Annotated in this window: 16 protein-coding genes; 5 read left to right on the forward strand and 11 right to left on the reverse strand. The window is 61.0% G+C overall.

Translation table 11 applies throughout. The features are described from left to right. Positions 1–2 precede the first annotated feature (2 nt). The 7 genes from H6851_11815 to H6851_11845 form a co-directional block, all read right to left on the reverse strand. Complete coding sequence (locus H6851_11815) at positions 3–974, reverse strand: branched-chain amino acid ABC transporter permease (GenBank protein ID MCB9944290.1); 972 nt, start codon at positions 972–974, stop codon at positions 3–5. After that, positions 967–1,791 carry an ABC transporter ATP-binding protein gene (locus H6851_11820; GenBank protein ID MCB9944291.1) on the reverse strand — a complete coding sequence of 275 codons (825 nt, stop codon included), beginning with the start codon at positions 1,789–1,791 and terminating at the stop codon, positions 967–969. Before H6851_11820 ends, H6851_11815 begins: the two co-directional genes overlap by 8 nt. Continuing rightward, a complete protein-coding gene (locus H6851_11825) occupies positions 1,788–3,713 on the reverse strand; it encodes an AMP-binding protein (protein MCB9944292.1) in 1,926 nt (641 codons plus the stop codon). Before H6851_11825 ends, H6851_11820 begins: the two co-directional genes overlap by 4 nt. A gap of 299 nt (positions 3,714–4,012) precedes the next feature. Beyond that, a complete protein-coding gene (locus H6851_11830; protein MCB9944293.1) occupies positions 4,013–4,699 on the reverse strand; it encodes a GGDEF domain-containing protein in 687 nt (228 codons plus the stop codon). 399 nt (positions 4,700–5,098) lie between these two features. Continuing rightward, the gene (locus H6851_11835; GenBank protein ID MCB9944294.1) at positions 5,099–6,715 is read right to left on the reverse strand and encodes an ABC transporter ATP-binding protein; all 1,617 of its coding nucleotides are present in this window, start codon (positions 6,713–6,715) and stop codon (positions 5,099–5,101) included. A gap of 87 nt (positions 6,716–6,802) precedes the next feature. Then, the gene (locus tag H6851_11840; protein MCB9944295.1) at positions 6,803–7,375 is read right to left on the reverse strand and encodes a phosphoethanolamine methyltransferase; all 573 of its coding nucleotides are present in this window, start codon (positions 7,373–7,375) and stop codon (positions 6,803–6,805) included. A 216-nt stretch (positions 7,376–7,591) separates the two neighbouring features. Further along, positions 7,592–12,478, reverse strand: a complete 4,887-nt coding sequence (locus tag H6851_11845) for an NAD-glutamate dehydrogenase (protein MCB9944296.1) — start codon at positions 12,476–12,478, stop codon at positions 7,592–7,594. 341 nt (positions 12,479–12,819) lie between these two features. Here H6851_11845 and H6851_11850 point away from each other — a divergent pair, with 341 nt between their 5' ends. Both H6851_11850 and H6851_11855 read left to right on the forward strand, forming a co-directional pair. Continuing rightward, positions 12,820–13,626, forward strand: a complete 807-nt coding sequence (locus tag H6851_11850; protein ID MCB9944297.1) for a hypothetical protein — start codon at positions 12,820–12,822, stop codon at positions 13,624–13,626. Between the two features lie 44 nt (positions 13,627–13,670). Then, positions 13,671–14,375, forward strand: a complete 705-nt coding sequence (locus H6851_11855; GenBank protein ID MCB9944298.1) for a hypothetical protein — start codon at positions 13,671–13,673, stop codon at positions 14,373–14,375. A gap of 81 nt (positions 14,376–14,456) precedes the next feature. On the opposite strand, the gene H6851_11860 is transcribed toward H6851_11855, so the two are convergent. The 4 genes from H6851_11860 to H6851_11875 are packed head-to-tail and all read right to left on the reverse strand — an operon-like array spanning position 14,457 to position 19,270. Continuing rightward, a complete protein-coding gene (locus H6851_11860) occupies positions 14,457–16,259 on the reverse strand; it encodes a DUF4384 domain-containing protein (GenBank protein ID MCB9944299.1) in 1,803 nt (600 codons plus the stop codon). Continuing rightward, entirely contained in the window at positions 16,246–17,559 is a 1,314-nt protein-coding gene (locus H6851_11865; protein MCB9944300.1) for an HlyC/CorC family transporter, read from the reverse strand. Before H6851_11865 ends, H6851_11860 begins: the two co-directional genes overlap by 14 nt. 9 nt (positions 17,560–17,568) lie before the next feature. After that, the gene (locus tag H6851_11870; GenBank protein ID MCB9944301.1) at positions 17,569–18,690 is read right to left on the reverse strand and encodes a 3-dehydroquinate synthase; all 1,122 of its coding nucleotides are present in this window, start codon (positions 18,688–18,690) and stop codon (positions 17,569–17,571) included. Then, positions 18,683–19,270, reverse strand: a complete 588-nt coding sequence (locus H6851_11875) for a shikimate kinase (GenBank protein ID MCB9944302.1) — start codon at positions 19,268–19,270, stop codon at positions 18,683–18,685. Before H6851_11875 ends, H6851_11870 begins: the two co-directional genes overlap by 8 nt. A 263-nt stretch (positions 19,271–19,533) precedes the next feature. On the opposite strand from H6851_11875, the gene H6851_11880 reads away from it, so the two are divergent. From H6851_11880 to H6851_11890, 3 genes are read left to right on the forward strand one after another with little or no spacing between them, the layout of a single operon-like run. Next, a complete protein-coding gene (locus tag H6851_11880) occupies positions 19,534–19,674 on the forward strand; it encodes a hypothetical protein (GenBank protein ID MCB9944303.1) in 141 nt (46 codons plus the stop codon). A gap of 22 nt (positions 19,675–19,696) precedes the next feature. Next, a complete protein-coding gene (gene xerD / locus H6851_11885) occupies positions 19,697–20,623 on the forward strand; it encodes a site-specific tyrosine recombinase XerD (GenBank protein MCB9944304.1) in 927 nt (308 codons plus the stop codon). Further along, on the forward strand, positions 20,620–21,600 hold the full coding sequence (locus H6851_11890; GenBank protein ID MCB9944305.1) for a CoA ester lyase: 981 nt from the start codon (positions 20,620–20,622) through the stop codon (positions 21,598–21,600). Before xerD ends, H6851_11890 begins: the two co-directional genes overlap by 4 nt. Positions 21,601–21,730 lie beyond the last annotated feature (130 nt).

Raw genomic sequence — 21,730 nt, forward strand, 5'->3', positions numbered from 1 at the left:
TTTTATACCCTCTCGATGATGCGTTCGCCGAACAGGCCCTGCGGCCGGAACAGCAGGAACACCACCCCCAGCATGAAGGCGAACCATTCGGTCGTGGCGCCGCCGAGCAGCGGCTGGCCCCAGTAGACCTCGAAGAGCTGTTCGCTGACACCGATGATGCAGCCGCCGATGACGGCCCCCGGAATCGAGGTGAGACCGCCCAGGATAAGGACGGGCAGGGCCTTCAGGGCAAGGCCGATCATGGTCGGTTCGATCTGGATCTTCGAACCCCAGACGACGGCGGCGACGAATGCGGTGCCTCCCGAAAGGGCCCATACCACCACCCACATCCGGTCGAGCGGGATACCGATCGACATCGACGCGGTATGGTCGTCGGCCACTGCCCGAAGGGCACGACCGATGCGGCTGAACTGAAAGAACAGGTAGAGGCCCAGAACCATGACGATGCCGGTACCTATGGCAATGATATCGCTTTGTTGGATGATGACATCGAGCCCGAGATCCTGCGCCCATGCGTAGTCGATGAGGAAGACCGAACCTTCCGGCAGGCCGATCTTGAGCAATCGCGGATTGCCGCCCCAGACGGCTTCCGCCATGCCCTCAAGGAAAAAGCCGATGCCGATGGTGGCCATGAACAGGGTGAGCGCCTCCTGTCCGACCAGCGGACGCAGGACCACCCGCTCGACTGCTGCCGCGAAGACCAGCATCAGCAGGAGAGACAACAGCCCGGCAAGGTACCAGGGAACACCGATGTCGATCAGTCCGGCGAAATTGAGGGCCGCAAAGAATACCATGGCCCCCTGTGCATAATTGAAGACGCCGGATGACTTGAAGATGATGACAAAACCGATGGCCACCAGCGCGTAGAGAAAGCCGTTGCCGAGCCCGGCGATTACCGTTTCGACCACGGCTGGCGGATAGTCGGCCATGGCCTTGATCGGGCCGAGGAGAAAGGTCTGGATGATCTCATTCATGACTTATCCCGAGATAGGCATCGATCACCTCCGGATCGCTGCGGACCTCGTCGGGCGGTCCGTCGGCGAGCTTGCGGCCATAGTCGAGTACGACGACGCGGTCGGAGATGTCCATGACCACACCCATGTCATGCTCGATGAGGGCGACCGTGGTGCCGAATTCCTCGTTCACGTCGAGGATGAAGCGGCACATGTCCTCCTTTTCCTCGAGGTTCATGCCGGCCATGGGCTCGTCGAGCAGTAGCAGTTCAGGTTCGGCAGCGAGCGCTCTGGCCAGCTCGACGCGCTTTTGCAGGCCGTAGGGCAGCTTGCCCACAGGCACGTTGCGAATGGCCTGAATCTCGAGGAAATCGATGATGTGTTCGACGAAGGCCCTGTGCTCCAGCTCTTCCTCCTGTGCGCCACCCCAGTAGATCGCCTGGGCAAGGAAGCCCGCCTTCATCTTGAGGACGCGCCCGGTCATGATGTTGTCGAGTGTGCTCATGCCGCGGAACAGGGCGATGTTCTGGAAGGTGCGGGCGATGCCGGTGGCCGCTGCATGATGGGTTCGCATCCGCTTGCGGGTCTGTCCCTTCCAGGTGATTCTTCCCTCCTGTGGATGGTAGAAGCCATTGATGACGTTGAGCATGGATGACTTGCCCGCACCGTTCGGGCCGATGATCGCCCTGATCTCTCCCTTCCTGATGTCGAAACTGATGTTGGAGAGGGCGACTACTCCGCCGAAGCGAAGGGTGATGTCTTCCACCTGCAGGAGGATTTCGCCGATCCGGCGCTTGCGGCCGGTTGACGAGACGCTGCCGACACTTTCTTCGGTCATGCAACCTTCTCGCGGTTGGAACTGGTGCCCGTCATGCGATGAATCGCGAGATCGGCGCGGATTTGTCCCTTTCGTCCGTCCTCGAAGGTGATCTCGGTCTCCACGAGAATGCTCTCCCGGTCCCCATAGAGGGCGTCGATCAGCTGGGTGTAGCGCGCGTCGATGATGTTGCGGCGCACCTTGCGGGTCCGGGTCAGTTCGCCATCGTCGGGATCGAGTTCCTTGTACAGCAGCAGGAACGTCCGGATGCGCTGGGCTTCGGGCAGTGTCGCGTTCACGCCCTCCACGGCGTTCGCGATCAACTGGCAGACACGGGGATTGCCGGCGAGGTTCTGGTAGTTTGTGAAGCCGATCCGGCTGGTCTCGGCCCACTTGCCGACCATCGAATAGCGAATGCAGATGATGGCTGCCAGAAACGGCCGCCCATTCCCGAGCACCACCGCCTCGCCGATATAAGGCGAGAATTTGAGCTTGTTTTCAATGAATTGCGGGCTGAACCGGTCACCGTTGCCGGTTGTCGCGATATCGCTGATACGATCTATGATCGTCAAACGTCCCTTATCGTCAAAAAAGCCGGCATCGCCCGTCCGCATCCAGCCGTCCGGAGTCAGGGTCTCGGCCGTGGCCTTCTCGTCGAGATAGAAGCCCTTGAACATGCCGGGTGTCCTGGTCTGGATCTCGCCCACGCCCCGGGTATCCGGATCGGCAATTCGCACCTTGCAGTCGGTGAAGGGGATACCCGAGGTGTCGAAGTCGATCTCCCTGCCGGTCTGCAGGGTGTAGGCGCCCGACAGCTCGGTCTGGCCATAGAGCTGGCGCAGCGGTACGCCCATGGCGAGAAAGAACTTGAAGGTATCCGGGCCCGTCGCGGCACCGCCGGTGGCGGCCGACCGGACCTTGCCGAAGCCCAGCCGGTCGCGCAGGGCGCTCATCAGGATCAGTTCGGCGATCCAGCTGCGTCGACCTCTTTCTATGGCCGTTACCCCGAGGCGGACGCACGTGTCGAAAATCCAGCGGGTCAGCGGACCCGAATCGAGAATGCGCGAACGTATGTCGGCAGCGGTCTGCTCCCATACGCGGGGGGCAAGCAGCAGATGGGTCGGTCCGATCTCGCGCAGGTCATGCATGGCCGTTTCGGAGTTTTCGGGAAAGTTGATCCGAATGCGCGAGAGTAACGGCATCCCGATCACATAAACCTGCTCCATGATCCATGGCAGCGGCAGCATGCAGACATATTCATCGGTGGGTTCTCGTGGATCGGCTTCGAGGTATCGGGACAGATGGGTGAGGAATGCCTTGTGGCCGAGCATGGCCAGCTTGGGGTTCGACGTGGTGCCGGAGGTGGTGCAGAGGATTCCCACATCGTCACCGGACCCCTTGCCGATTTCATCCTCGAACAGGGAGGATTGGTTTTTGTGTAATGTTGAGCCGCGCTCGACCAGCTCGGTCCAGCTCACCAGACGTGGATCGTCATATTTCCGCATGCCCCGGTCATCGTGGTAGACAATCCAGCGGATCGACCCGACCCGGTCCGCCACGTCGAGCATCTTGTCGACCTGTTCCTCGTCCTCCGCCATGACGATCGGTGCCCGGGCATAATCGAGCAGATAGGTGGCCTCGTCCGGCAGCACGTCCTCGTAGATGCCAAGACTCATCGCCCCCGCGGAGTGTCCGGCGAGTGCGCTCCAGACCCAGTTGGGCCGGTTACGGCCGATGATTGCCAGGACACCGCCGCGCTCCAGCCCCAGAGCCTTGAGGCCGAAGAAGATGTCACGGACCCGGTCCCGGCATTGTCCCCAACTGTAGACATTCCAGATTCCGAGGTCCTTCTCGCGCATGGCGACTTCATCGGACCAGTTGGCCGCATTGTGCAGGAGAAGCTTGGGGAATGTATCGAGCTCGGCAAGCGAAGGCAGCCTCATCCGGCTGTCTCCCGTCCCAAGCGCCATGCAGATCGCCAGCGATCAGGTTGGCGGCAGTCCATGCCGCTTTTGTGCCATGACACGTTCGTCGCACGCCTCCCTGGTTTTTGACGCGCTATCGATTGTGTTCTTGATGACGGGTTGAATGACGAGCGTCAACAGTCCGTGATTGGAGGCTGTTCGCGCGCGCGATCCTCGTTGCAGGAAACGGCGGCGGTCGAGGCGGTCCGGATCTGCCCCGTCTCCCGGCTGCCTGACGGCATCGGGAAGGCGGTGACTGGCGGAAGAAAAGGGGACGATCAGGCGGAGCGGGCGCGATTGTCGACGGCACCGCGCCGGGGAATCAGCTGGCGATTACCATCGGGGAAGGTGGTACAGACCTGATTGCGACCGGATCGCTTGGCCACGTAGAGCGCATCGTCGGCACGGGCAACGAGCTCCTCGACGCTCACCTGACCGCCTTGCGTCGAGGCCAGCCCGACACTGACGGTGAGCGACAAGACGTCGCTGCTCTGTTCGATCATGCCCCGCAGCCGCTCGGCAGCCAGTGTGGCGGCCCGCATATCGGTATTGGGCATCAGCACGACAAATTCGTCGCCGCCATAACGTGCGGCGTAGTCGGTTTGCCGCAGGCCCTGCTTGAGGACACGGGCAAGCTGACGCAGGGCGAGATCGCCGCGTGCATGACCGTCATTGTCGTTGAGCGTCTTCAGCCCATCGACGTCGATGAACAGCAAAGCCAGCGGTTGAGCAAAGCGCCGTGCCAGGGCCGTCGCGTCGCGCGCGCGCTCTATGAAACAGCGGCGATTGCCCAGTCCCGTAAGCTCATCGGTATTGGCAAGTCTGCTGAAGCGGTGTTCGGCCTGGGTCTTCCGGTCGATTTCGACCTGCAGTCGACGGGAATTTTCCATCAGGAGCGATATGATGAACAGACCTGCAACCAGTACCGGCATCGTGGCAATAAGAGGAAATATGATGAGCATCATGATGCGGTCATATTCGGATAATTCAATGATACTACTGATCAAGTATCCCATAGTGACCAAGATCACCGATCCGGCAAGAACGGTAATGAAGCTCATGAAAAAAAGAAAGGTCAGGTTCGAGTTTTCGGTAATCGCTTGAAACCGGATAAGGAGTGTGCGTTTAAGATGGCCGATAAACTGAACCACACTCTCACCCATTATCGATTGCTGAAATCGCCGGCCGTAGGGCAACGCATCCGACTCCTGCCTGTTGATTGCGAAGTTCCTCGTTCATCCGGAACAACGGAAGAGTTCATATCATCTTCCCGTTGAAAAGAACAGAAGCAAATCGAGAAAACAGCAAGGATCTTTCACATCTAATAAGCTTAGAGCGTGTTTTTTGTTATCCTATAAGTAGAATTAGATTGTCAGTCGGAGATGATTACCGTTGGGAAAACTGATGGCCGCGCGATGGGTCGCAAATATCGTTGTGCGCGAATGCCTGATCGTCTGGATCTGCTCGATCACTTGGGCTTCCGTGGTCGCATCGAGTGCGGAGGTTGCCTCGTCGAGCAGCATCACCGGGCTGTCCTTGAGCATCGCCCGGGCCAGACTCAACCGCTGACGCTGCCCCCCGCTGAGATGAATGCCCCCCGCGCCGAGCCTTGTTGCATAGCCGTCCGGCAGGCGCTCGATGACCTCGTCGATCCTCGCATGGCGCGCTGCGGCGCGGATGGTGTCTTCGCTGGCTGTCGGACAGGCATAGGCGATATTGGCGGCGATCGTGTCATCGAACAGCCAGGTGTCCTGACCGACAAAGGCGAAGGAGCGACGCAGTTGTACCTGGTCGATGTCGCGCAGGTCAAATCCATCAATGAAGATGGAACCGCATTCCACTTCGTGGAAGCGCAGCAACAGGTCGAGCAGGGTCGACTTGCCACAACCGGACGGACCAGTGACCACCCAGTGCGAACCCGGTTCGATCTCGAGATCGAAATCGTGAAAGACTCGATGGCTGCCATAGGAGAAGGAAACCTTGCGGAACTGGATTCCTCCGCGAGCAATTCTCGCGGCAGGCAAGGTCTTCATTTCGCATTGTGCATGGGGGCGGTCGAGCAGGGCATAGATGCGGCTGGCTGCCGAAAGCCCCTCATGCATCATGGTATGCAATTTTGCGAGACGCTTCATCGGTTGATAGGCCATGAGCATCGCGGTCAGGAACGAGAAGAAGCGGCCTGGAGTGGTATGGTCGGACAATACCTGCCAGCCCCCATAGAGGATGACCAGACCTATCATCAGTCCGGTGACGATCTCCACACTGGGAGAAGCCAGTGCCCGATAACGTGCCGCTGCCAGCTGGACTTCCTTGAAGCGGTCGATCATCGCCGCGACGGCGGCACTTTCCCGGGCCTCCTGTCCATCGGCCTTGACCTGACGGATCGCCTCGAAGCTGCGTTCCAGCCGGGCCGTCAGCCGACCCATCTGTTCCTGTGCCGCCAATGTCAGTTGGCGAACCTTCCCGCCCATGCGCATCAGCGGTACGGTAGCGACGGGGAACGCCATGGCAGCCAGCAGTGCGAGCATGGCATCCTGGAACAGCATCAGGACAACGAGGCAGACCAGCGTGAGTGAATCACGGATGAAACCTGTGAATACGTTGGAAACGGTCTGGCGCAACAAGGTGACGTCATAGGTCAGGTGCGACAGGAGCGCGCCGGTGCCGCGATCGCGAATATAGGCGAACTCGTCGCGAACGAGCCGGGCAAAGAGGCGCTTTTGAAGGTCGCCGACAACATCCTGACCGATCCGGCTGAGCTGGATATCCTCGATGTATCCTGCACCGGCCCTGATCAGTACCGCGGCCAGAATCGAAAGGGGCACGACGAGCAGCATGACCGGATCGCGCTCAAGAAAGACCTTGTCGAGCGCGGGCTGGACCAGCCACGCCTGCACGGCCGTGGCTCCGCCACCGATGGCTGAGGCCGCCAGTGCAACCAGGATGCGCACGCGATGAGGCGCAAGTTCATCGCGTACCATGCGCTGGCAGATACCCACCCAGGATGATGTGAAATGGGCGGGCGGTGGAACAGGTGTGTTGGAACTGGTCAGAGAATCAGGCTGGAATCAGCGTTCGTACTTCCAGACATTCGCCGGTGGGAAGTTCCACAGGACGAACTTGGCCAATTTTGCCGTGACCTTGAACTGTGCGGCAGGAATTGGCGAAATCGGCGAGTAGCTGTACTGAAGCATGAAGCCCTTGCCACCCATCGCGGCCATGGCCTGTTCGATGATCGCCTTTTGGAATTCGATCGGCATTCCGACCATGGGCAGACCGGATATGACCGTCCCGATATCCTGGATGTCATGATGTGCAAGGATTTCATCCAGGCGAGTGGCATCGCCCTGAATGACCTTCGAACCGGGGAAACGGTCACGCAGATATTCGAAGAGATGGGTTTCGAGCTCGACCACGATCAGGTTCTCGCGCGGGATGCCGCGCTCGATCAGGCCCTGGGTGATGGCACCCGTACCGCCTCCGAGCTCGACCACAAACTGGCCGGGCTGCCAGGCAACCTCGTTGGCGATGGCACGCGCCAGGACACGCGACGAGGGGAAAACCGAGCCCATGGACTTCGGTGACCGCAGCCACTGGCGGAAAAAAACCTCGCCCTCGCGTATCAAGCTGCCTTGCTGCATATCGATCATCCTCCAACTTGCGCCGTTCCCGGGTACCTGCGTCATTTCAGCCGCATTCAGGTACCGATTCTGTCATTCACTTGGATTACCTTGATGAGTGTCCAGCGCCCGGCACAAGGATGCATGATTTGGTTATGGCAATGTGGCCAACTCATCACGACGGTCGTTAATTGGCAAAGACAAGGCCGGAGCGCAAGACGCGCACGCATAAATTTGTCAAACCTTCGCAACAACAGTGCGCGGCAGCAGCTTTCCAACCACACCGACGGCGACGTTGAGCATGGCCAGATCCGGCCTTTCGGCCATTTCGATTTCCTCCAGCAATGCCCTGTAGCGATCCACGTTCGTCAGGCTCCGGTGTGACCACTGGGCCACCTGCTCGCCGGCGCTCTCCGTATCGTTGCTGTCGATGCCGGCCGCAAGTGCCGCCGCCGTCAGTTCCCGGAGAGCTTCGGCGAGGTCATCCTCCAGTGCGCTCAGGGCCATGCGGTCCCAGCGCGAAGTGATGGGCGCACGCTGGATCTGGCTGCGCAGCCATGCGAGATTGAGACGGGCGTCCAGCGCGAAATAGACCCGCGCCACCCGAAGCATGCTCGAATCGTCGTTTCGGCCGAGCGACTGAGCGACCGTGACGATATCGCATGCCGACAGCAGGTGCGGCAGGCCGGCCACCGAACGTGCCAGGTCCCGTTCCGTGCCGGCCTCGACATAGCCGGCGACCGTACCATCGAGGTTGATGGCCTGTTCCCTGGCCAGCAGCTGTTCGAGATCGCCCATGATGGTCGCGATTGCCGGACGGAAACGGGCGACCGTCTCGCGCAGGCTGATGGCACCCGCGCCATGGGCGACGAACCACCGCGTGCCGCGTACCAGCGTGTTGCGGGCCTCATTCAGCATGGCGATCTGTATATCGGAGGGGACATCCATGCCGAGACTCTCGACTGCGGACCACAACCCCAGCAGTGCAAAGCTGTCGCGGGTGACGACATAGGCCATTGCGATCTCGTCGAGCGATGACCCCGTCTCATCCTCGAGTTCGCTCATGAAAACATCGAGGCCGCGATTGACGATGCTATTGGCAAGCCAGGTCGCGACGATCTCGCGGCGCAGGCGGTGACCGGCGATACGGTCCCGGTACTGCCGGCGCAACGGTCGCGGAAAGTACTTCATGATGTCGACGAGGAAATATTCCCGGTCGGGTAATCCTGTACGGAGCAGATCGTCGTACAGTGTGGTCTTGGCGTAGGCGAGCAGGACCGCCGCTTCGGGACGGGTCAGGCCGCGATCCGCCTGATGACGCTCACCCAGCTCGACATCGGTCGGAAGGAGCTCGATCTCCCGATTGAGGCGTCCCGCACGTTCCAGCTTGCGCATCATGCGTTGCTGGGCGTCGAGCATCTGGGGCGCGCGCGCGCCGGTCATGCTGAGAGCGAGATTCTGCAAGATGTTGTCGCGCAGGCAGAGTTCCCCGACTTCATCGGTCATCTCGGCCAGCAGGACGTCACGCTGCTTCATGGTCATGTCGCCGGCAGCGACGACGTCTCCCAGCAGGATCTTGATGTTGACCTCGTGGTCGGAGCAGTCGACGCCGGCGGAATTGTCAATGAAATCGGTGTTGATCCGGCCGCCATTGCCGGCGATCTCGATCCGCCCGCGCTGGGTGATCCCGAGATTGCCGCCTTCGCCGACGACCCGGGCCCGCAAGTCGCAGCCATCGATACGCAACCCGTCATTGGCCCGGTCCTGCGCCTCGGCATGGCTTTCCTTCGATCCCTTCACGTAAGTGCCGATGCCACCGTTCCACCAAAGGTCGACCGGCGCCTTGAGAATTGCGTTCATCAGTTCCATCGGCGCCAGTTCGGCGTCCTCGATGTGCAGGATGGCTCGGACCTCGGGGGAGAGGTGGATCGACTTCGCGGTTCGCGGGAAAATTCCACCACCGGCACTGATCTTCGAACGGTCGTAATCATCCCAGCTTGAACGCGGCAGGTTGAACAGCCTCCGGCGTTCGGCGAAGCTCACTGCCGGATCGGGGTCCGGATCAAGGAAAATGTGGCGGTGATCGAAAGCTGCCACCAGTCGAGTCTGCTCCGACAGCAGCATTCCATTGCCGAAGACATCACCCGACATGTCTCCGATGCCGATCGCGGTGAACGGGTCGGTCTGGGTGTCGATCCCCATCTCGCGGAAATGCCGCTTGACCGATTCCCACGCACCCTTGGCGGTGATGCCCATCCCCTTGTGATCGTAGCCGGCCGAACCGCCCGATGCGAAAGCATCGTCGAGCCAGAAGCCGTAGTCGCGGCTGACGCTGTTGGCGATGTCGGAAAAGGTGGCCGTTCCCTTGTCGGCCGCTACGACCAGATAGGGATCGTCCTCGTCGTAGCGCACGACCCGTTCGGGGGCCTTGATGCCGTCGGTAACGCGATTGTCGGTGATGTCGAGCAGACCGCTCAGGAACGTCTTGTAGCAGCGGATGCCCTCATCGAGAAAAGCCTGTCGATCGCCGCTTTGTGGAGGTTGCTTCACGACAAAGCCGCCCTTTGCGCCAACCGGGACAATCACACTGTTCTTGACCATCTGGGCCTTCATCAGGCCAAGGACTTCGGTACGGAAATCCTCGCGCCGGTCCGACCAGCGCAAACCGCCGCGCGCGACCTTGCCGCCGCGCAGGTGCACGCCCTCGACATGGGGAGCATAGACGAAGATCTCGAAGGCCGGCTTGGGAAGCGGCATTCCCGGGACATTGCCGGGGTTCAGCTTCAAGGACAGGTAGGGTTTGGTGTTCCCGGCTGTGTCGCGCTGGAAGGCGTTCGTCCGCAGAGTGGCGTTGATGAGTCCCAGATAGCGCCGCAGGATGCGGTCTTCATCCAGGATGGCAACATTCTCCAGGCTGTCGCGAATGCGCCGTTCGATTTCCGCGACGCGTGCCTTGCGGTCTCCTTCGCAGTCGGGGTCGAAACGGGCGTCGAACAGTTCGGCGAGGCTGCGGGCAATATCCGGATTCGAGGTGAACGTGCTCTCGATATAGGCCTGCGAGAACGGGCTGCCCAGTTGCATGACATATTTGCAGTAGGCGCGCAGGACGATGATCTGGCGGGGCGACAGGCCAGCGGCAAGGACCAGGCGGTTGAAGCCATCATTTTCAAGATTGTTGCTCCAGACCTGCCGGAACGTGTCCTCGAACTGCTTGCGGATGGCATCGACATCCGTCGGGCCCTTGCCGATGGTCGGCTCCATGCCGAAGTCATGGATCGAGAATATCTGCCCACCGCGGGCCGTTACCCGGTGCGGGGCCTCATAGAGAACGCGCAGACCCATGTTCTCGAGGATTGGAAGGGCATCGGCCAGGTGCACGGGCTGGTTGGCGCGGATCAGCTTGAAGCGGAGGATGTCGCCGCGGTCCTCGATCCGCCGGTAGAGTGACATCGCCAGCGATGTGCCGTCGCTGTCGGCCAGCATGTCGATCGAGAGAATGTCGGGCACGGCCGCGCGCGCGGCCGTGAATTCCTCGTAGGAGCTGGGGAAGGCCTGGCCATACTTGCGGAACAGGCGATTGCCCTCTTCCTCGCCCTCAGCTTCGATCAATGCGACCTTGAGCTTGTCGTTCCAGCTGAACGCCACCTCGCCGAGCTGGCGTTCGATCTCGTCGACATCGAGATTTTCCGGAATGCCGTGGGGTGTGCGGACGATGAACAGGATGCGCGCGAGAACCGATTCCGAAAGCTGTGCCTGAAACTCGGTCTCGTCGCTGTCCAGCGCACGCTCAAGGATCGCCTGGAAGCGGAACCGCAAGGCGGTGTTGTAGCGTTCGCGCGGCACGTAGACCAGGCAGGAGACGAAGCGCTCGTACTGGTCTCGACGGATGAACAGGCGGATATGCTGGCGATCCTGCAGATGCAGGATCTGGGTGGTGATCCGCAGCAGGTCGTCCTCGGGCGTCTGGAACAGCTCGTCGCGCGGATAGGTTTCGAGAATGTTCATCAACGCCTTTCCGGCGTGACCCTGGCGGCTCGTCACCGCACGCTCGACGATGCGTTCGAGCTTCTGGCGCAACAGCGGGATGACCGTGGGACTGCGGTTGTAGGCGGCTGATGTGAACAGGCCGAGGAACCGGCTTTCGCCGGTGACCTTCCCGGAATCGTCGTAGGTCCGCACACCAACGAAGTCGAGGTAGGTCAGGCGATGGACCGTGCTCTTGGTGTGGGCCTTGGCCACCGCGACGGGCGGGTAGGGATCGCGTGCCCGTCGCCGGGCATGGGCGGGCATCGCCATGAAGCTTTGCGACAGCGCGCCATCATCCTTGCCGCGAAAGATACCAAGGCCGCTGCCCTTGATCCGGCGCAGCTGGATGTCGTCCCCTTCGCCTTCGATCGAGTAGGACGAATAGCCAAGGAAGGTGAAGTGATCGTCGGCGAGCCATTCGAGGAATGCCGAATATTCCTCGAAATCGGCTTCAGGCATCAGCGTGCGGGCAGGGGCCATCTGGACGATGGCATCGGAGACCTTGGAACGCATCGTCCGCCAGTCCTCGACCGAGCAGCGAACATCCCTCAGTACATGGTGGATGGCGGCCTCGACCTCATCGAGCAGCGCCTGATCGCTTTGCCGGTCCACCTCGAAATGCATGAAGCTCTCGTTGATGGAACCCTCGTCCCGCATCGTGTCGGGCGTGCCGATGTCCAGCAGCCTGCCCTGTTCGTCCCGGCGGCTGCGGAAGATCGGGTGGATGATCAGGTGGATGCCCAGACCGCGCTGATTGAGCTCATTGCTGACGCTGTCGACCAGAAAGGGCATGTCATCATTGACAATCTCGACAATCGTGTGGGTCGATTGCCAGCCGTGCTGTCCCATGCGGGGATTGAACACCCGCACGGATGCCTTGCCGGGCTGCCGCTGTTCGGCGAAACGCAGCTGGGAGAGCGCGGTGCCGTAAAGATCCAGGGGCTCGCGCGAGAGGATGTCCTCAGGAGCCACGTCGCGATAGTAATGATCGATGAAGTCGATGGCCCGGCCGGCCTCGGAACTGTCGAGCTTCTCCGTGATCATGACATGCAGGCCGTCGATGACTTCGGTCTTGCGATCTTCGCGGCGGATCGGCATGGCTGCTCCCTGATCTTGTCCGACACTTCCGGATTGGAGCATAAACAGCTACGGCACGATTCACCACAAGGAGTTTGCCGCGACAGGGCAATCGTTTCAGGAAGCGCACCAGCCTTTCACGCAAAGACAATGCGCAACATTGGCCGGGCCGTTCCGTGCGTCCGCCATGTGGGTACAGGCGCCGATTGCAGGATGAGGACAAAATAAGAATTTTCAAAGTTCGTTAATATTTACTCACTATGAATCTCCCCCAATTAAATTTGTCCGATCATGACTGGCAGCAGTATGCCCGGTCATGATGGCAATTGGCTACAAGTGACCGGAATGAGGGAAGTTCCCACATGAAGATGACCATCACGATTGCCCTGACCTTCATGGTCCTGGTGCTGAGTTCATCCGCAGTCGCCGCGCAGGGTAACGAAATTCGCCATCTGCCACCCGTTGCCCCAGCGGACGTTCCTCCTTTCCAGCATCCCGCCGATGGCCGTGCCGCGCTGGTTTCGCAAGGCGGAGCAACCTTCGACGAGGCGTTGCTCAAATATCTGGCGCTGGGCAACCGGGAAATCCGCACGATGATCGGCAATGAGTTCATGCTGGGCATCCGTGCCGGCGAAGCTCTGCCCGACCTTGCGACCAGGATTGCCAGTGCCGCCTACAGGGTCGGTTCGAGCGACCGCATGCGGGCAAGCATGGCCATGGATGTCGTCGACCAGGGTCGGGTTCTCGCGCGCGACGGAAAACTGCCCGGATATTTCGAACAACAGGCTGCCGACATCTGTGCCGAGGCGGCGGTCGCGGTCGGTCAGTCCGATCCGGGCTATATCGATGCCCTGATGAACGTCGCGATGAGCAAGGTGACCAATAGCGGATTGATGCGGGATGGCGATGTTCTCAACCGGGCGTTTACCGCCGCGGTGCAGTCACCGGCCATCGACCCGATCCACATGCAGAACGTGATAGCCGCCGCCCAGGCGAACGGCTTCTCCGGTGTCACCATGGTCGCTGGACAATGGGATGCAGTTGATGGCCAGTCGTCGTCCTATGCGACCGGATCCGGTGACCCTGTGAGTTTTTCCCTCTCCGCCCGACAGATGATGAGCTCGGTTCCCTATACTCCGGGAAGGCCGAAAAACCTCAGCGAGAATTGACTGGACGGGTCGTATCTTCAAAACGGGAATATCACGGATGGGGCATGGGTGACGGGATGGGCCTGAGAGTTCTTTGTGGCCAACGGGTAGTGAGCTTGCTTGCGGGCATGGCACTGACGTTTCTGGCGATACCGCATTTCCTTTCGGCGCAAGCTGCCCTTTCCGGCAATGAGGCAATGAGTCTGTTGCGGGAGGGGCACAGGGTTGCAGCGCCCGGAATCGGACGGGCCATCGAAAGCCGAATGGCCGCCCTTGAATATCTCGATGCGGGCGATCGGCATGCCGATCTGGCGTTGACAGCCCTTTCCATGGCCTATGCAAACATGCATGCCGATTCGAAACACGCCGAGGAGGAAACGCAAGAGGCGCTGTTACAGGCACGCAGGGCCGTTGTTCTGGCACCGGCGGAAGCCGTCTCCTGGTATCATCTCGCGCATGCCGCAGCGATGCTCGGAGAGAATCGACTGGCGTCAGCAGCGCTTCACGCATCCCATGTCGCATCGGGATTCCTGCCCTATCTCGACGCCAATCGGGTACAGCTCGCCCTTGCCCTCGGCCGTGGTTTATCGCAAGCGGGGCGGGATGATCTGAAACTGGAGATGTTGCGCCTTCTCGACAGCAATCCCTCGATGCTGGCGGGTTGGCTGCAGCGCGCCAACGGCTGGGCCACCGCGGAATCCCTGCTTCCGGGGCATGTCGTCCGACTGATAAAACTTCGATCCGGTTCGATAACCGCGCATGCGAACTGATGTCGCCTGGTTGAAGACCTAGAGTTTCCCGTTCAGGCGGAATAGCCTGAACGATCACGAAATGCGTCGACACAGACAGCTCTAGCGGTCCCCGTCCGTTTTATGAGTGTGGAGGATGATGACCGATGAGATGACTTCGGCGTCATGGGACAGCTTGTCGAGGGCGGATTCCAGTTCCGCGAGATAGCGCCCGGCACTCATGGTCGGGATATTGGCCAGCGGGAGAATCGGCTTGGTCGATGCGAGCAGAACCAGGAGTTCATCGCCAAAAGGTGGTGTCACTTCGAGACTGAACGGCTCATCGCCATCCCCGAGGCGCAGTTCGTCACCGGCCGAAAGAATGCGATCTTCGTCAGAAGGCCACAATCGCTGGGCCATCCCGTCCGCACCGATATAGTCGACGACCACGTGACTGGAAAAATCGGGAGCATGGATCCCGAGCGAGAGGATTTCGCCGTCATTGAAATCATAGGTCGGGTTTGCGGGTAGCAGTTCCAGCAATCGTCGATCGGCCACCACGGTTTTCGCAGCCAGCACGTCCAGAACGGAACAGAAGGTCGAGTTCAGCGGTGTCGAATCGATCCGTACCTCGCTGGTATCATTCAGTCCGCCAAGATGTTCCGCCACGGTGCCCGCAGTGACGCTGCTACCCGAATATGCGATGATCTGCCGATCGAACCAGCCCGGCTCGCTCTCGACGCGTGTGCAGCCGAGACGGTTGATCTTGTCGGTTACGGAAAGCCATTGGTCGTCAACCGGGGCGGGTGTAGGAAGCATGGCCCGGTCGTCGGGAACGGATTCCGGACTGCCGGTCGCATCGCCACGCGGAAGGGAAACGATTTCGGGGATGCTCGGAATGGCGGAGGTGGGCGGGGCAGGAAGTGTTCTCCCGGCACGTACCTCGCCGTTTGGCGGATCATCCTTGTTATAGGCATAATAGGTGATACCCGCGATGATGGCGGCAATGCTCACCGCTACCAGGGCGCCTGCAGGGTGGGGGCGGGAGAGCGGGCGACGCGGAGTGACGGCCTCGGGGACGATCTGCGGCGGTTCGTCCCGAAGCAATCCGAGCGACGGCAGCATCCGTTCAATGGCCTCGGCCACCGCATTGCCGGTCTGGAACCGCTCGCGGCGGTCCTTCGCCAGCAGGCGGTCGACGATCCGGATGACGCCCGGAGGGAGGGCCGGGCGAAGCTCGCCGAGCGGTCGAGGCTCGGATTCGATGATCAGCCTTGCCACGGTCTTCGGGTCGCGTCCGCTGAATGGAAAACGTGCGGCCAGCAGGCGGTAGAGGATCGCGCCCAGCATGAACAGGTCGGAACGGCCGTCGATGTCGTTGCCCATGAGATATTCGGGGGAACGGATCAGATGAAGCTCGTTGGTGTCGCCCACGGAGACGAAGCCCTTCAGCTTTACCCGTCCGGAGCGTTCATCGATGACGATGTCGTTGATGCCGAGAAGACCGTGGTGTTGTTTGCGGGCATGCGCGAAATCGAGGGCGCGGGCAATCTGCGCAATGATCGCCAGCGCATCGCGTGGTTCAAGCCAGCCCTGGTCATCGAGGACATTCTTCAGGCTGGGACCATCGACGATCTCTTCGGCAATAAAGGGGGTGTCGATTGTCCCGAGATCGTGAATGGCGACGATGCCGGGATGTCGCAGCTTCATGATCGCTTCGGCACGGGCAAGATGGCCGGCGATCAGGGGGCGATCAAATCTCTTGTCGATACCGGGTACCAGAACAAGAGCACCGCACTCGCGCTTCAAGTCCCATGCCCGGAAGATCCTCCAGCCGCCTTCTTCGTCGATGAGGGAATCAATCCGGTAGGAGGGTAGGGGGACGCCCGGGTCCAGCCGCTCCGCCGGCGGCTCATGGTTGGTCAACGTGTTCCGCTCTGGCAATTCGCCTGATACGCAGGAGCGACAGCTGATGCCCTGTGCGTCTCAGGACATCAAACCTCAGCCCATCGAAGTCGAAACTCTGGCCGACCTCCGGGATTCGCTCGGCCAGATGGATGACCAGGCCGGCTACTGTCGAAGCCTCATCGTCCGACAGGTTCCAGCTGAGCTGGCGGTTGAGATCGCGTACGGTTACCTTCCCCTCGACGAGAACGCTGCCATCGGTCTGGATCTTGATCCCCGGTACTTCGATATCCTTTTCGTCGGCAATCTCACCCACGATCTCTTCGAGAATGTCTTCAAGCGTCACCAATCCCTGAATATCACCATATTCATCCACGACGATCGCCAGATGCTCGCGGCGCTGGCGGAAAGCCATGAGCTGGGCCTGCAGCGTGGTCGTCTCGGGTATGAACCAGGGCGGGCTCGCGATTTCGTCGATGCTTCGCCGGTCGGGACCATCCGGTTCCAGGGCCAGGGACAGCATGTCCTTGGCGTGCAGTGTACCGATCACCGTGTCGTGGTCACCGCGCCACAAAGGAAAGCGGGTGAACGAGCTTTCCCTTACCAGGGCGACGATTTCCCCGAACGGCCGATCACCGTCGATCGTCACCATGTTTTTCCGGTGGGTCATGATCTCGCTGACCTCGACCTTCGACAGATCGAGAATGCCGCCAAGCATGTCATGCTCATGCTTGCGCATCGCGCCGTGCAGGTGCGACTGGCCGATGAGGCTGCGCAGTTCGTCGCCCGTGTAGACCTCCGCATGCCCGGCTTCCGCGACACCGAGTGCCGACAGGATGGCCCGCGAGGACCGGTTCAGCAGCCAGTTCAGCGGATAGCAGAGGATGAAGAACGCCTGCAGCGGATAGACGGTCCAGAGCGAAGTCGCCTCGGCCTCGCGAATGGCAAGTGTCTTGGGAACCTGTTCGCCGATGACGATGTGCAGGGATGAGAAGATCAGGAAACCCAGCAGGAACGACAGGCTGTGCAGGGCGGCATCGCTCAGTCCGGCGAAATGCAGGACCGGCTCCAGCAGGGCCGCGACGGCCGGCTCGCCGACCCATCCCAGACCCAGCGATGCCATGGTGATGCCGAGCTGGCAGGCCGCCAGGTAGGCTTCCATGTGCCTGATGACGTTCAGGGTCATGCGAGCGCGGACATGACCGGTCTCGGCCATCTGGTTGATACGGTAGTCGCGGACACGCACGAGTGCGAACTCCGCCGCGACGAAGAACGCATTGGCTGCCAGAAGCAGCACGATCCACAATATGGACCACAACATTTTCGCTTGTCAGCCGTCCTCGTGAAGCCGGTCGCGGAGCACGTTCAGGGGAACGCCGCGCGCCACGAATGCGTTGCCGATACCACGCCACAATACGAATTGCATCTTTCCATCCTCGGCCTTCTTGTCGCGCTGCATCGCATTCAGCAGCCCGTCGACGGCAAATCCGTCATTCCGCAGTTGCCGAGGCGAGGTTGGCAGGTTCAGTGTGGCGAGATGGTCATGCAACCGAACTGCATCGTCCCGGCTCGCGAGACCGAGATCGGCCGACAGGCGGGTTGCCTTGACCATGCCGATGCTGACCGCCTCGCCGTGCAGCAGGGTCCCGTTGTATCCGGCCAGGGCCTCGTAGGCATGGGCGAAGGTATGACCGAAGTTCAGGAGCGCCCGGACGCCCGAGGTCTCGCGCTCGTCGTCGGCGACGATGGCGGCCTTGATCTCCACCGAGCGGCGGATCGCCCGGGCCCGCAGTTCGGGATCGCCATCGAGCATGTCCGCACCATGGGACAGCAGCCAATCGAAGAAGTCCGCATCAATGATGCAGCCATATTTGATGATTTCGGCATAGCCCGAACGAAGTTCGCGCTCGGGCAGCGAATCGAGGACCGCCGTGTCGATCAACACGATCCCGGGCTGGTGAAAGGCGCCGATGAGATTCTTGCCGTGGCGGCTGTTGATTCCGGTCTTGCCGCCTACCGAGCTGTCGACCTGGGAAAGCAGCGTTGTCGGGATCTGCACGAAATCGACGCCACGCAGCAATGAAGCAGCGACGAAACCTGCCAGATCGCCGATGACACCACCACCGAAGGCGATGACGGTGACCTTGCGATCGACGCCGAGCGCCAGGATTTCATCCATCAGCCACGCATAGGTTGCATGGCTCTTGCTGGCCTCGCCGGCAGCCACTTCGACGGGGTGAACCGTGATCCCGGCCTCGTGCAGGGATCTGCGCAGCATGACGTCATGGTCCGTCGCCACGAGATTCGCATCGATGACGAGAATGACGCGCGGCTGGCGCAGCAGGCGGCCCAGGATGGAACCCGCCTGCTGAAGCAGGCCGCGGCCGATGAGAATGGAATAACTCCGTTCGCCCAGCGAGACCTTGACCTCGTGCCGGGTAGCCTCAGACATTGACCATGCCTTCCTCGATGAGTGAATTGCGGATGCGCTCGACCAGCTTTTCAGGTGGAGCCTGGTTGCTTTCGAACACCCGGTCGGCATGGGCGTAGATCGGGTAGCGCGTGGTCATCAGGTTTTCCAGGATGTCACGGGGATTCCCCGATGCCAGGAGTGGTCGCGTCCCCTTCTTCCGGTTGACCCGGTCGACCAGCGTATCGAGGTCGGCCTTGAGCCAGATGGAGAGGCAGCTGCGTTTTATGGCTGCCCGGGTCTCGTCATTGATGAAGGCGCCGCCGCCCAGAGCCAGGATGAATGGTTCCTCCTCCAGCATGCGCAGGATGACACGGCGTTCGAGATCCCGGAATGTCTCCTCGCCATACAATTCGAAGATATCCGGAATACCCATTCCGGCGGCCTCGATGATCGCAGCGTCGGCATCGGCGAAACGCACGCCCAGCGAGGCGGCAAGCCGCTTGCCTATGGCCGTCTTGCCAGCGCCCATGAGACCGACAAGTACAATGGTCTTGACGGGCGTGAGCGGTATCAGTGGACCCGCATTATCTGGCGGTTGTTGTTCTGCGGACTCCGACATGACCCAGCGTTGAAACTCCTCGGACGAATATCTATAAGCATTGGCCTTGACGATAGAGCGTTTCAGTACCGACCGGAAGCGCCCGCCTTCACCAGACGGTACTCCTGCCGACGCCAGTGGTGATTTTTGGCGCAGACCGGAGTGTCATGCGGTCGGTTTGGACTGGCCGTGTGCTCGTTCGAGGATCTAGGCGATATGGATATGTGTCTGCAAGCGCCCATCGTTCGCTCGAAAAAGCATCTGGCATCACCCAAGAGGTCTCCATGTCGACAGTGCGCCGCTGGTTTATGCTATTCGCCCTCATGCTGGTCCTCGGCGGAGTGATCTTCCTGGCGACGTGGGACACGCCGCCACCGACCCAGACCCTCGAATTCGAGGTTCCGAGCGAACAATTGCCGCAGTGATTGCGTTGCCGGGGTGGTATCGATGCTGCTGAACGCCTTTCTCGAAATGATGGTGGTCGAGCGCGGTGCCAGCCGCAACACGCTTGACGCCTACAGGCGGGACCTGACCGACCTGTGCAGGTTCCTCGAACGGCGCGGAGCAGGGTTGGTCGAGGCGACGGCGGATGACCTGCGAGGCTATGTCGCCCACCTCAGCGACCAGGGGATGTCATCCTCGACGGCAGCCCGTCGGCTCGCGGCGATGCGGCAACTCTACCGCTTCCTGTTCATGGAGGATCACCGCGGTGACGATCCAACGGTCACCATCGACAATCCGAAGCAGGGCCGCTCGCTGCCAAGGGTGCTGAGCGAGGCCGAAATCGACCTGCTGATGCGCACGGCCTACGGGGAGGAGGGCGAGGACGCCGTACGCATGCAGGTGCTGCTGGAACTGATGTATGGCAGCGGTCTGCGGGTCTCCGAACTCATCGGCATGCCCCTTTCCGGTGTGGCCCACGATCGTGCGAGCCTGCGCGTGCTCGGCAAGGGGAGCAAGGAGCGTGTGATACCCGTCGGGCGGCAGGCGAGGGAAGCCCTGCAACGATGGCTGGCGATCCGCGACAGTCGGGTCAGGCGGCCGCTGGAAGCGCGTTTCCTCTTTCCTTCGCGCGGCAAGCTCGGACATCTGACACGCCAGCGGTTCACGCAATTGCTCAACGGCCTTGCGGTCAGGGCCGGCATGGACCCCGGCCGGATCTCGCCCCACGTGTTGCGCCATGCCTTCGCGACCCATCTGCTCGACCATGGTGCCGACCTTCGTGCCGTACAGGTGATGCTTGGTCACGCCGACATCGCCACGACACAGATCTATACCCACGTGCAGGCCGAGCGCCTCGCCGCGGTGGTGGACGCCCATCATCCACTGGCGAAAGAGCAGGCATCTCATTCGCAACACAAGGAAAACTCATGAGTTTCAAGGTCGTCAAGCCCACCTCGTCGCGACTCAACCGCTGTGAACTTGCCGTGCCGGGCTCCAGTCCGCACATGTTCGAGAAGGCGGCGCGTTCCGATGCCGATGTCATCTTCCTCGATCTTGAGGATGCCGTCGCTCCGGACAAAAAGGAGGAGGCTCGCCGAAATATCATCGAGGCCGTCGGCGACGTCGACTGGGGCGACAAGACCCTGTCGGTGCGGATCAACGGTCTGGATACGCCCTACATGTATCGTGATGTCGTCGATCTGCTGGAAAACTGTTCCGACAGGCTCGATCTCATCATGATTCCCAAGGTCGGCACGGCAGCCGACGTCTATGCGGTCGACATGCTGGTGACGCAGATCGAGGTGGCAAAGGGCCGCAGAAAGCGGATCGGTTTCGAGCATATCATCGAGACCGCGCTTGGGATGCAGAACATGGAGGATATCGCCGCCGCCAGCCCGCGCAACGAGTCGTTGCATTTCGGGGTGGCCGACTATGCGGCCTCGATCCGGGCGCGCACGACCATGATCGGCGGCCCCAACCCGGATTATGGCGTTCTCACCGGCGGGCCGGATGACAGCGAGCGAGCCTATCATTGGGGCGATATGTGGCATTATGCGATTGCCCGCATGGTTGTCGTGGCCCGCGCCAACGGCTTGCGGCCGATCGATGGTCCGTTCGGGGATTTCTCCGATCCGGAGGGGTTTCGGGCGCATGCCAATCGTGCCGCCGTCCTTGGCTGCGAGGGGAAGTGGGCGATCCATCCCAGGCAGATCGCCCTTGCCAATGAGGTGATGGGGCCGAAGGCCAGCGAAGTCGAAAAGGCCCGACGCATCCTCGCCGCCATGGAACAGGCGACCAGGGAGGGCAAGGGGGCCGTGGCCCTTGATGGAAAGCTGATCGACATTGCCTCCATCCGTCAGGCGGAAGCCCTCGTGAGCATGGCCGACCGGCTCGCGGGCGGCAACTGAATCGCGCGTACACGGTCGATCCCGGGCGGTATGCCGTCCGGGATGAGGCTGTAAATGTATGATAGATATCGCCTTTTCGTGATGAAGTGTTGCGGTTGAAATTCCACATTTCTCGACGATCCAGCCGTAC

The sequence above is a fragment of the Geminicoccaceae bacterium genome, from assembly GCA_020638465.1.
Taxonomy (GTDB): Bacteria; Pseudomonadota; Alphaproteobacteria; order Geminicoccales; family Geminicoccaceae; genus JAGREO01.

Excerpts from the sequence above, each read along its gene's own strand:
- H6851_11820 (MCB9944291.1), bottom strand. The coding sequence starts at position 1,791 with ATGACCGAAGAAAGTGTCGGCAGCGTCTCGTCAACCGGCCGCAAGCGC.
- H6851_11870 (MCB9944301.1), bottom strand. The coding sequence starts at position 18,690 with ATGTCTGAGGCTACCCGGCACGAGGTCAAGGTCTCGCTGGGCGAACGG.
- H6851_11815 (MCB9944290.1), bottom strand. The coding sequence starts at position 974 with ATGAATGAGATCATCCAGACCTTTCTCCTCGGCCCGATCAAGGCCATG.
- H6851_11835 (MCB9944294.1), bottom strand. The coding sequence starts at position 6,715 with ATGGTACGCGATGAACTTGCGCCTCATCGCGTGCGCATCCTGGTTGCA.
- H6851_11865 (MCB9944300.1), bottom strand. The coding sequence starts at position 17,559 with ATGTTGTGGTCCATATTGTGGATCGTGCTGCTTCTGGCAGCCAATGCG.
- H6851_11855 (MCB9944298.1), top strand. The coding sequence starts at position 13,671 with ATGGGTGACGGGATGGGCCTGAGAGTTCTTTGTGGCCAACGGGTAGTG.
- H6851_11850 (MCB9944297.1), top strand. The coding sequence starts at position 12,820 with ATGAAGATGACCATCACGATTGCCCTGACCTTCATGGTCCTGGTGCTG.
- H6851_11875 (MCB9944302.1), bottom strand. The coding sequence starts at position 19,270 with ATGTCGGAGTCCGCAGAACAACAACCGCCAGATAATGCGGGTCCACTG.
- H6851_11845 (MCB9944296.1), bottom strand. The coding sequence starts at position 12,478 with ATGCCGATCCGCCGCGAAGATCGCAAGACCGAAGTCATCGACGGCCTG.
- H6851_11825 (MCB9944292.1), bottom strand. The coding sequence starts at position 3,713 with ATGAGGCTGCCTTCGCTTGCCGAGCTCGATACATTCCCCAAGCTTCTC.
- H6851_11890 (MCB9944305.1), top strand. The coding sequence starts at position 20,620 with ATGAGTTTCAAGGTCGTCAAGCCCACCTCGTCGCGACTCAACCGCTGT.
- H6851_11880 (MCB9944303.1), top strand. The coding sequence starts at position 19,534 with ATGTCGACAGTGCGCCGCTGGTTTATGCTATTCGCCCTCATGCTGGTC.
- xerD (MCB9944304.1), top strand. The coding sequence starts at position 19,697 with ATGCTGCTGAACGCCTTTCTCGAAATGATGGTGGTCGAGCGCGGTGCC.
- H6851_11830 (MCB9944293.1), bottom strand. The coding sequence starts at position 4,699 with ATGATGCTCATCATATTTCCTCTTATTGCCACGATGCCGGTACTGGTT.
- H6851_11840 (MCB9944295.1), bottom strand. The coding sequence starts at position 7,375 with ATGCAGCAAGGCAGCTTGATACGCGAGGGCGAGGTTTTTTTCCGCCAG.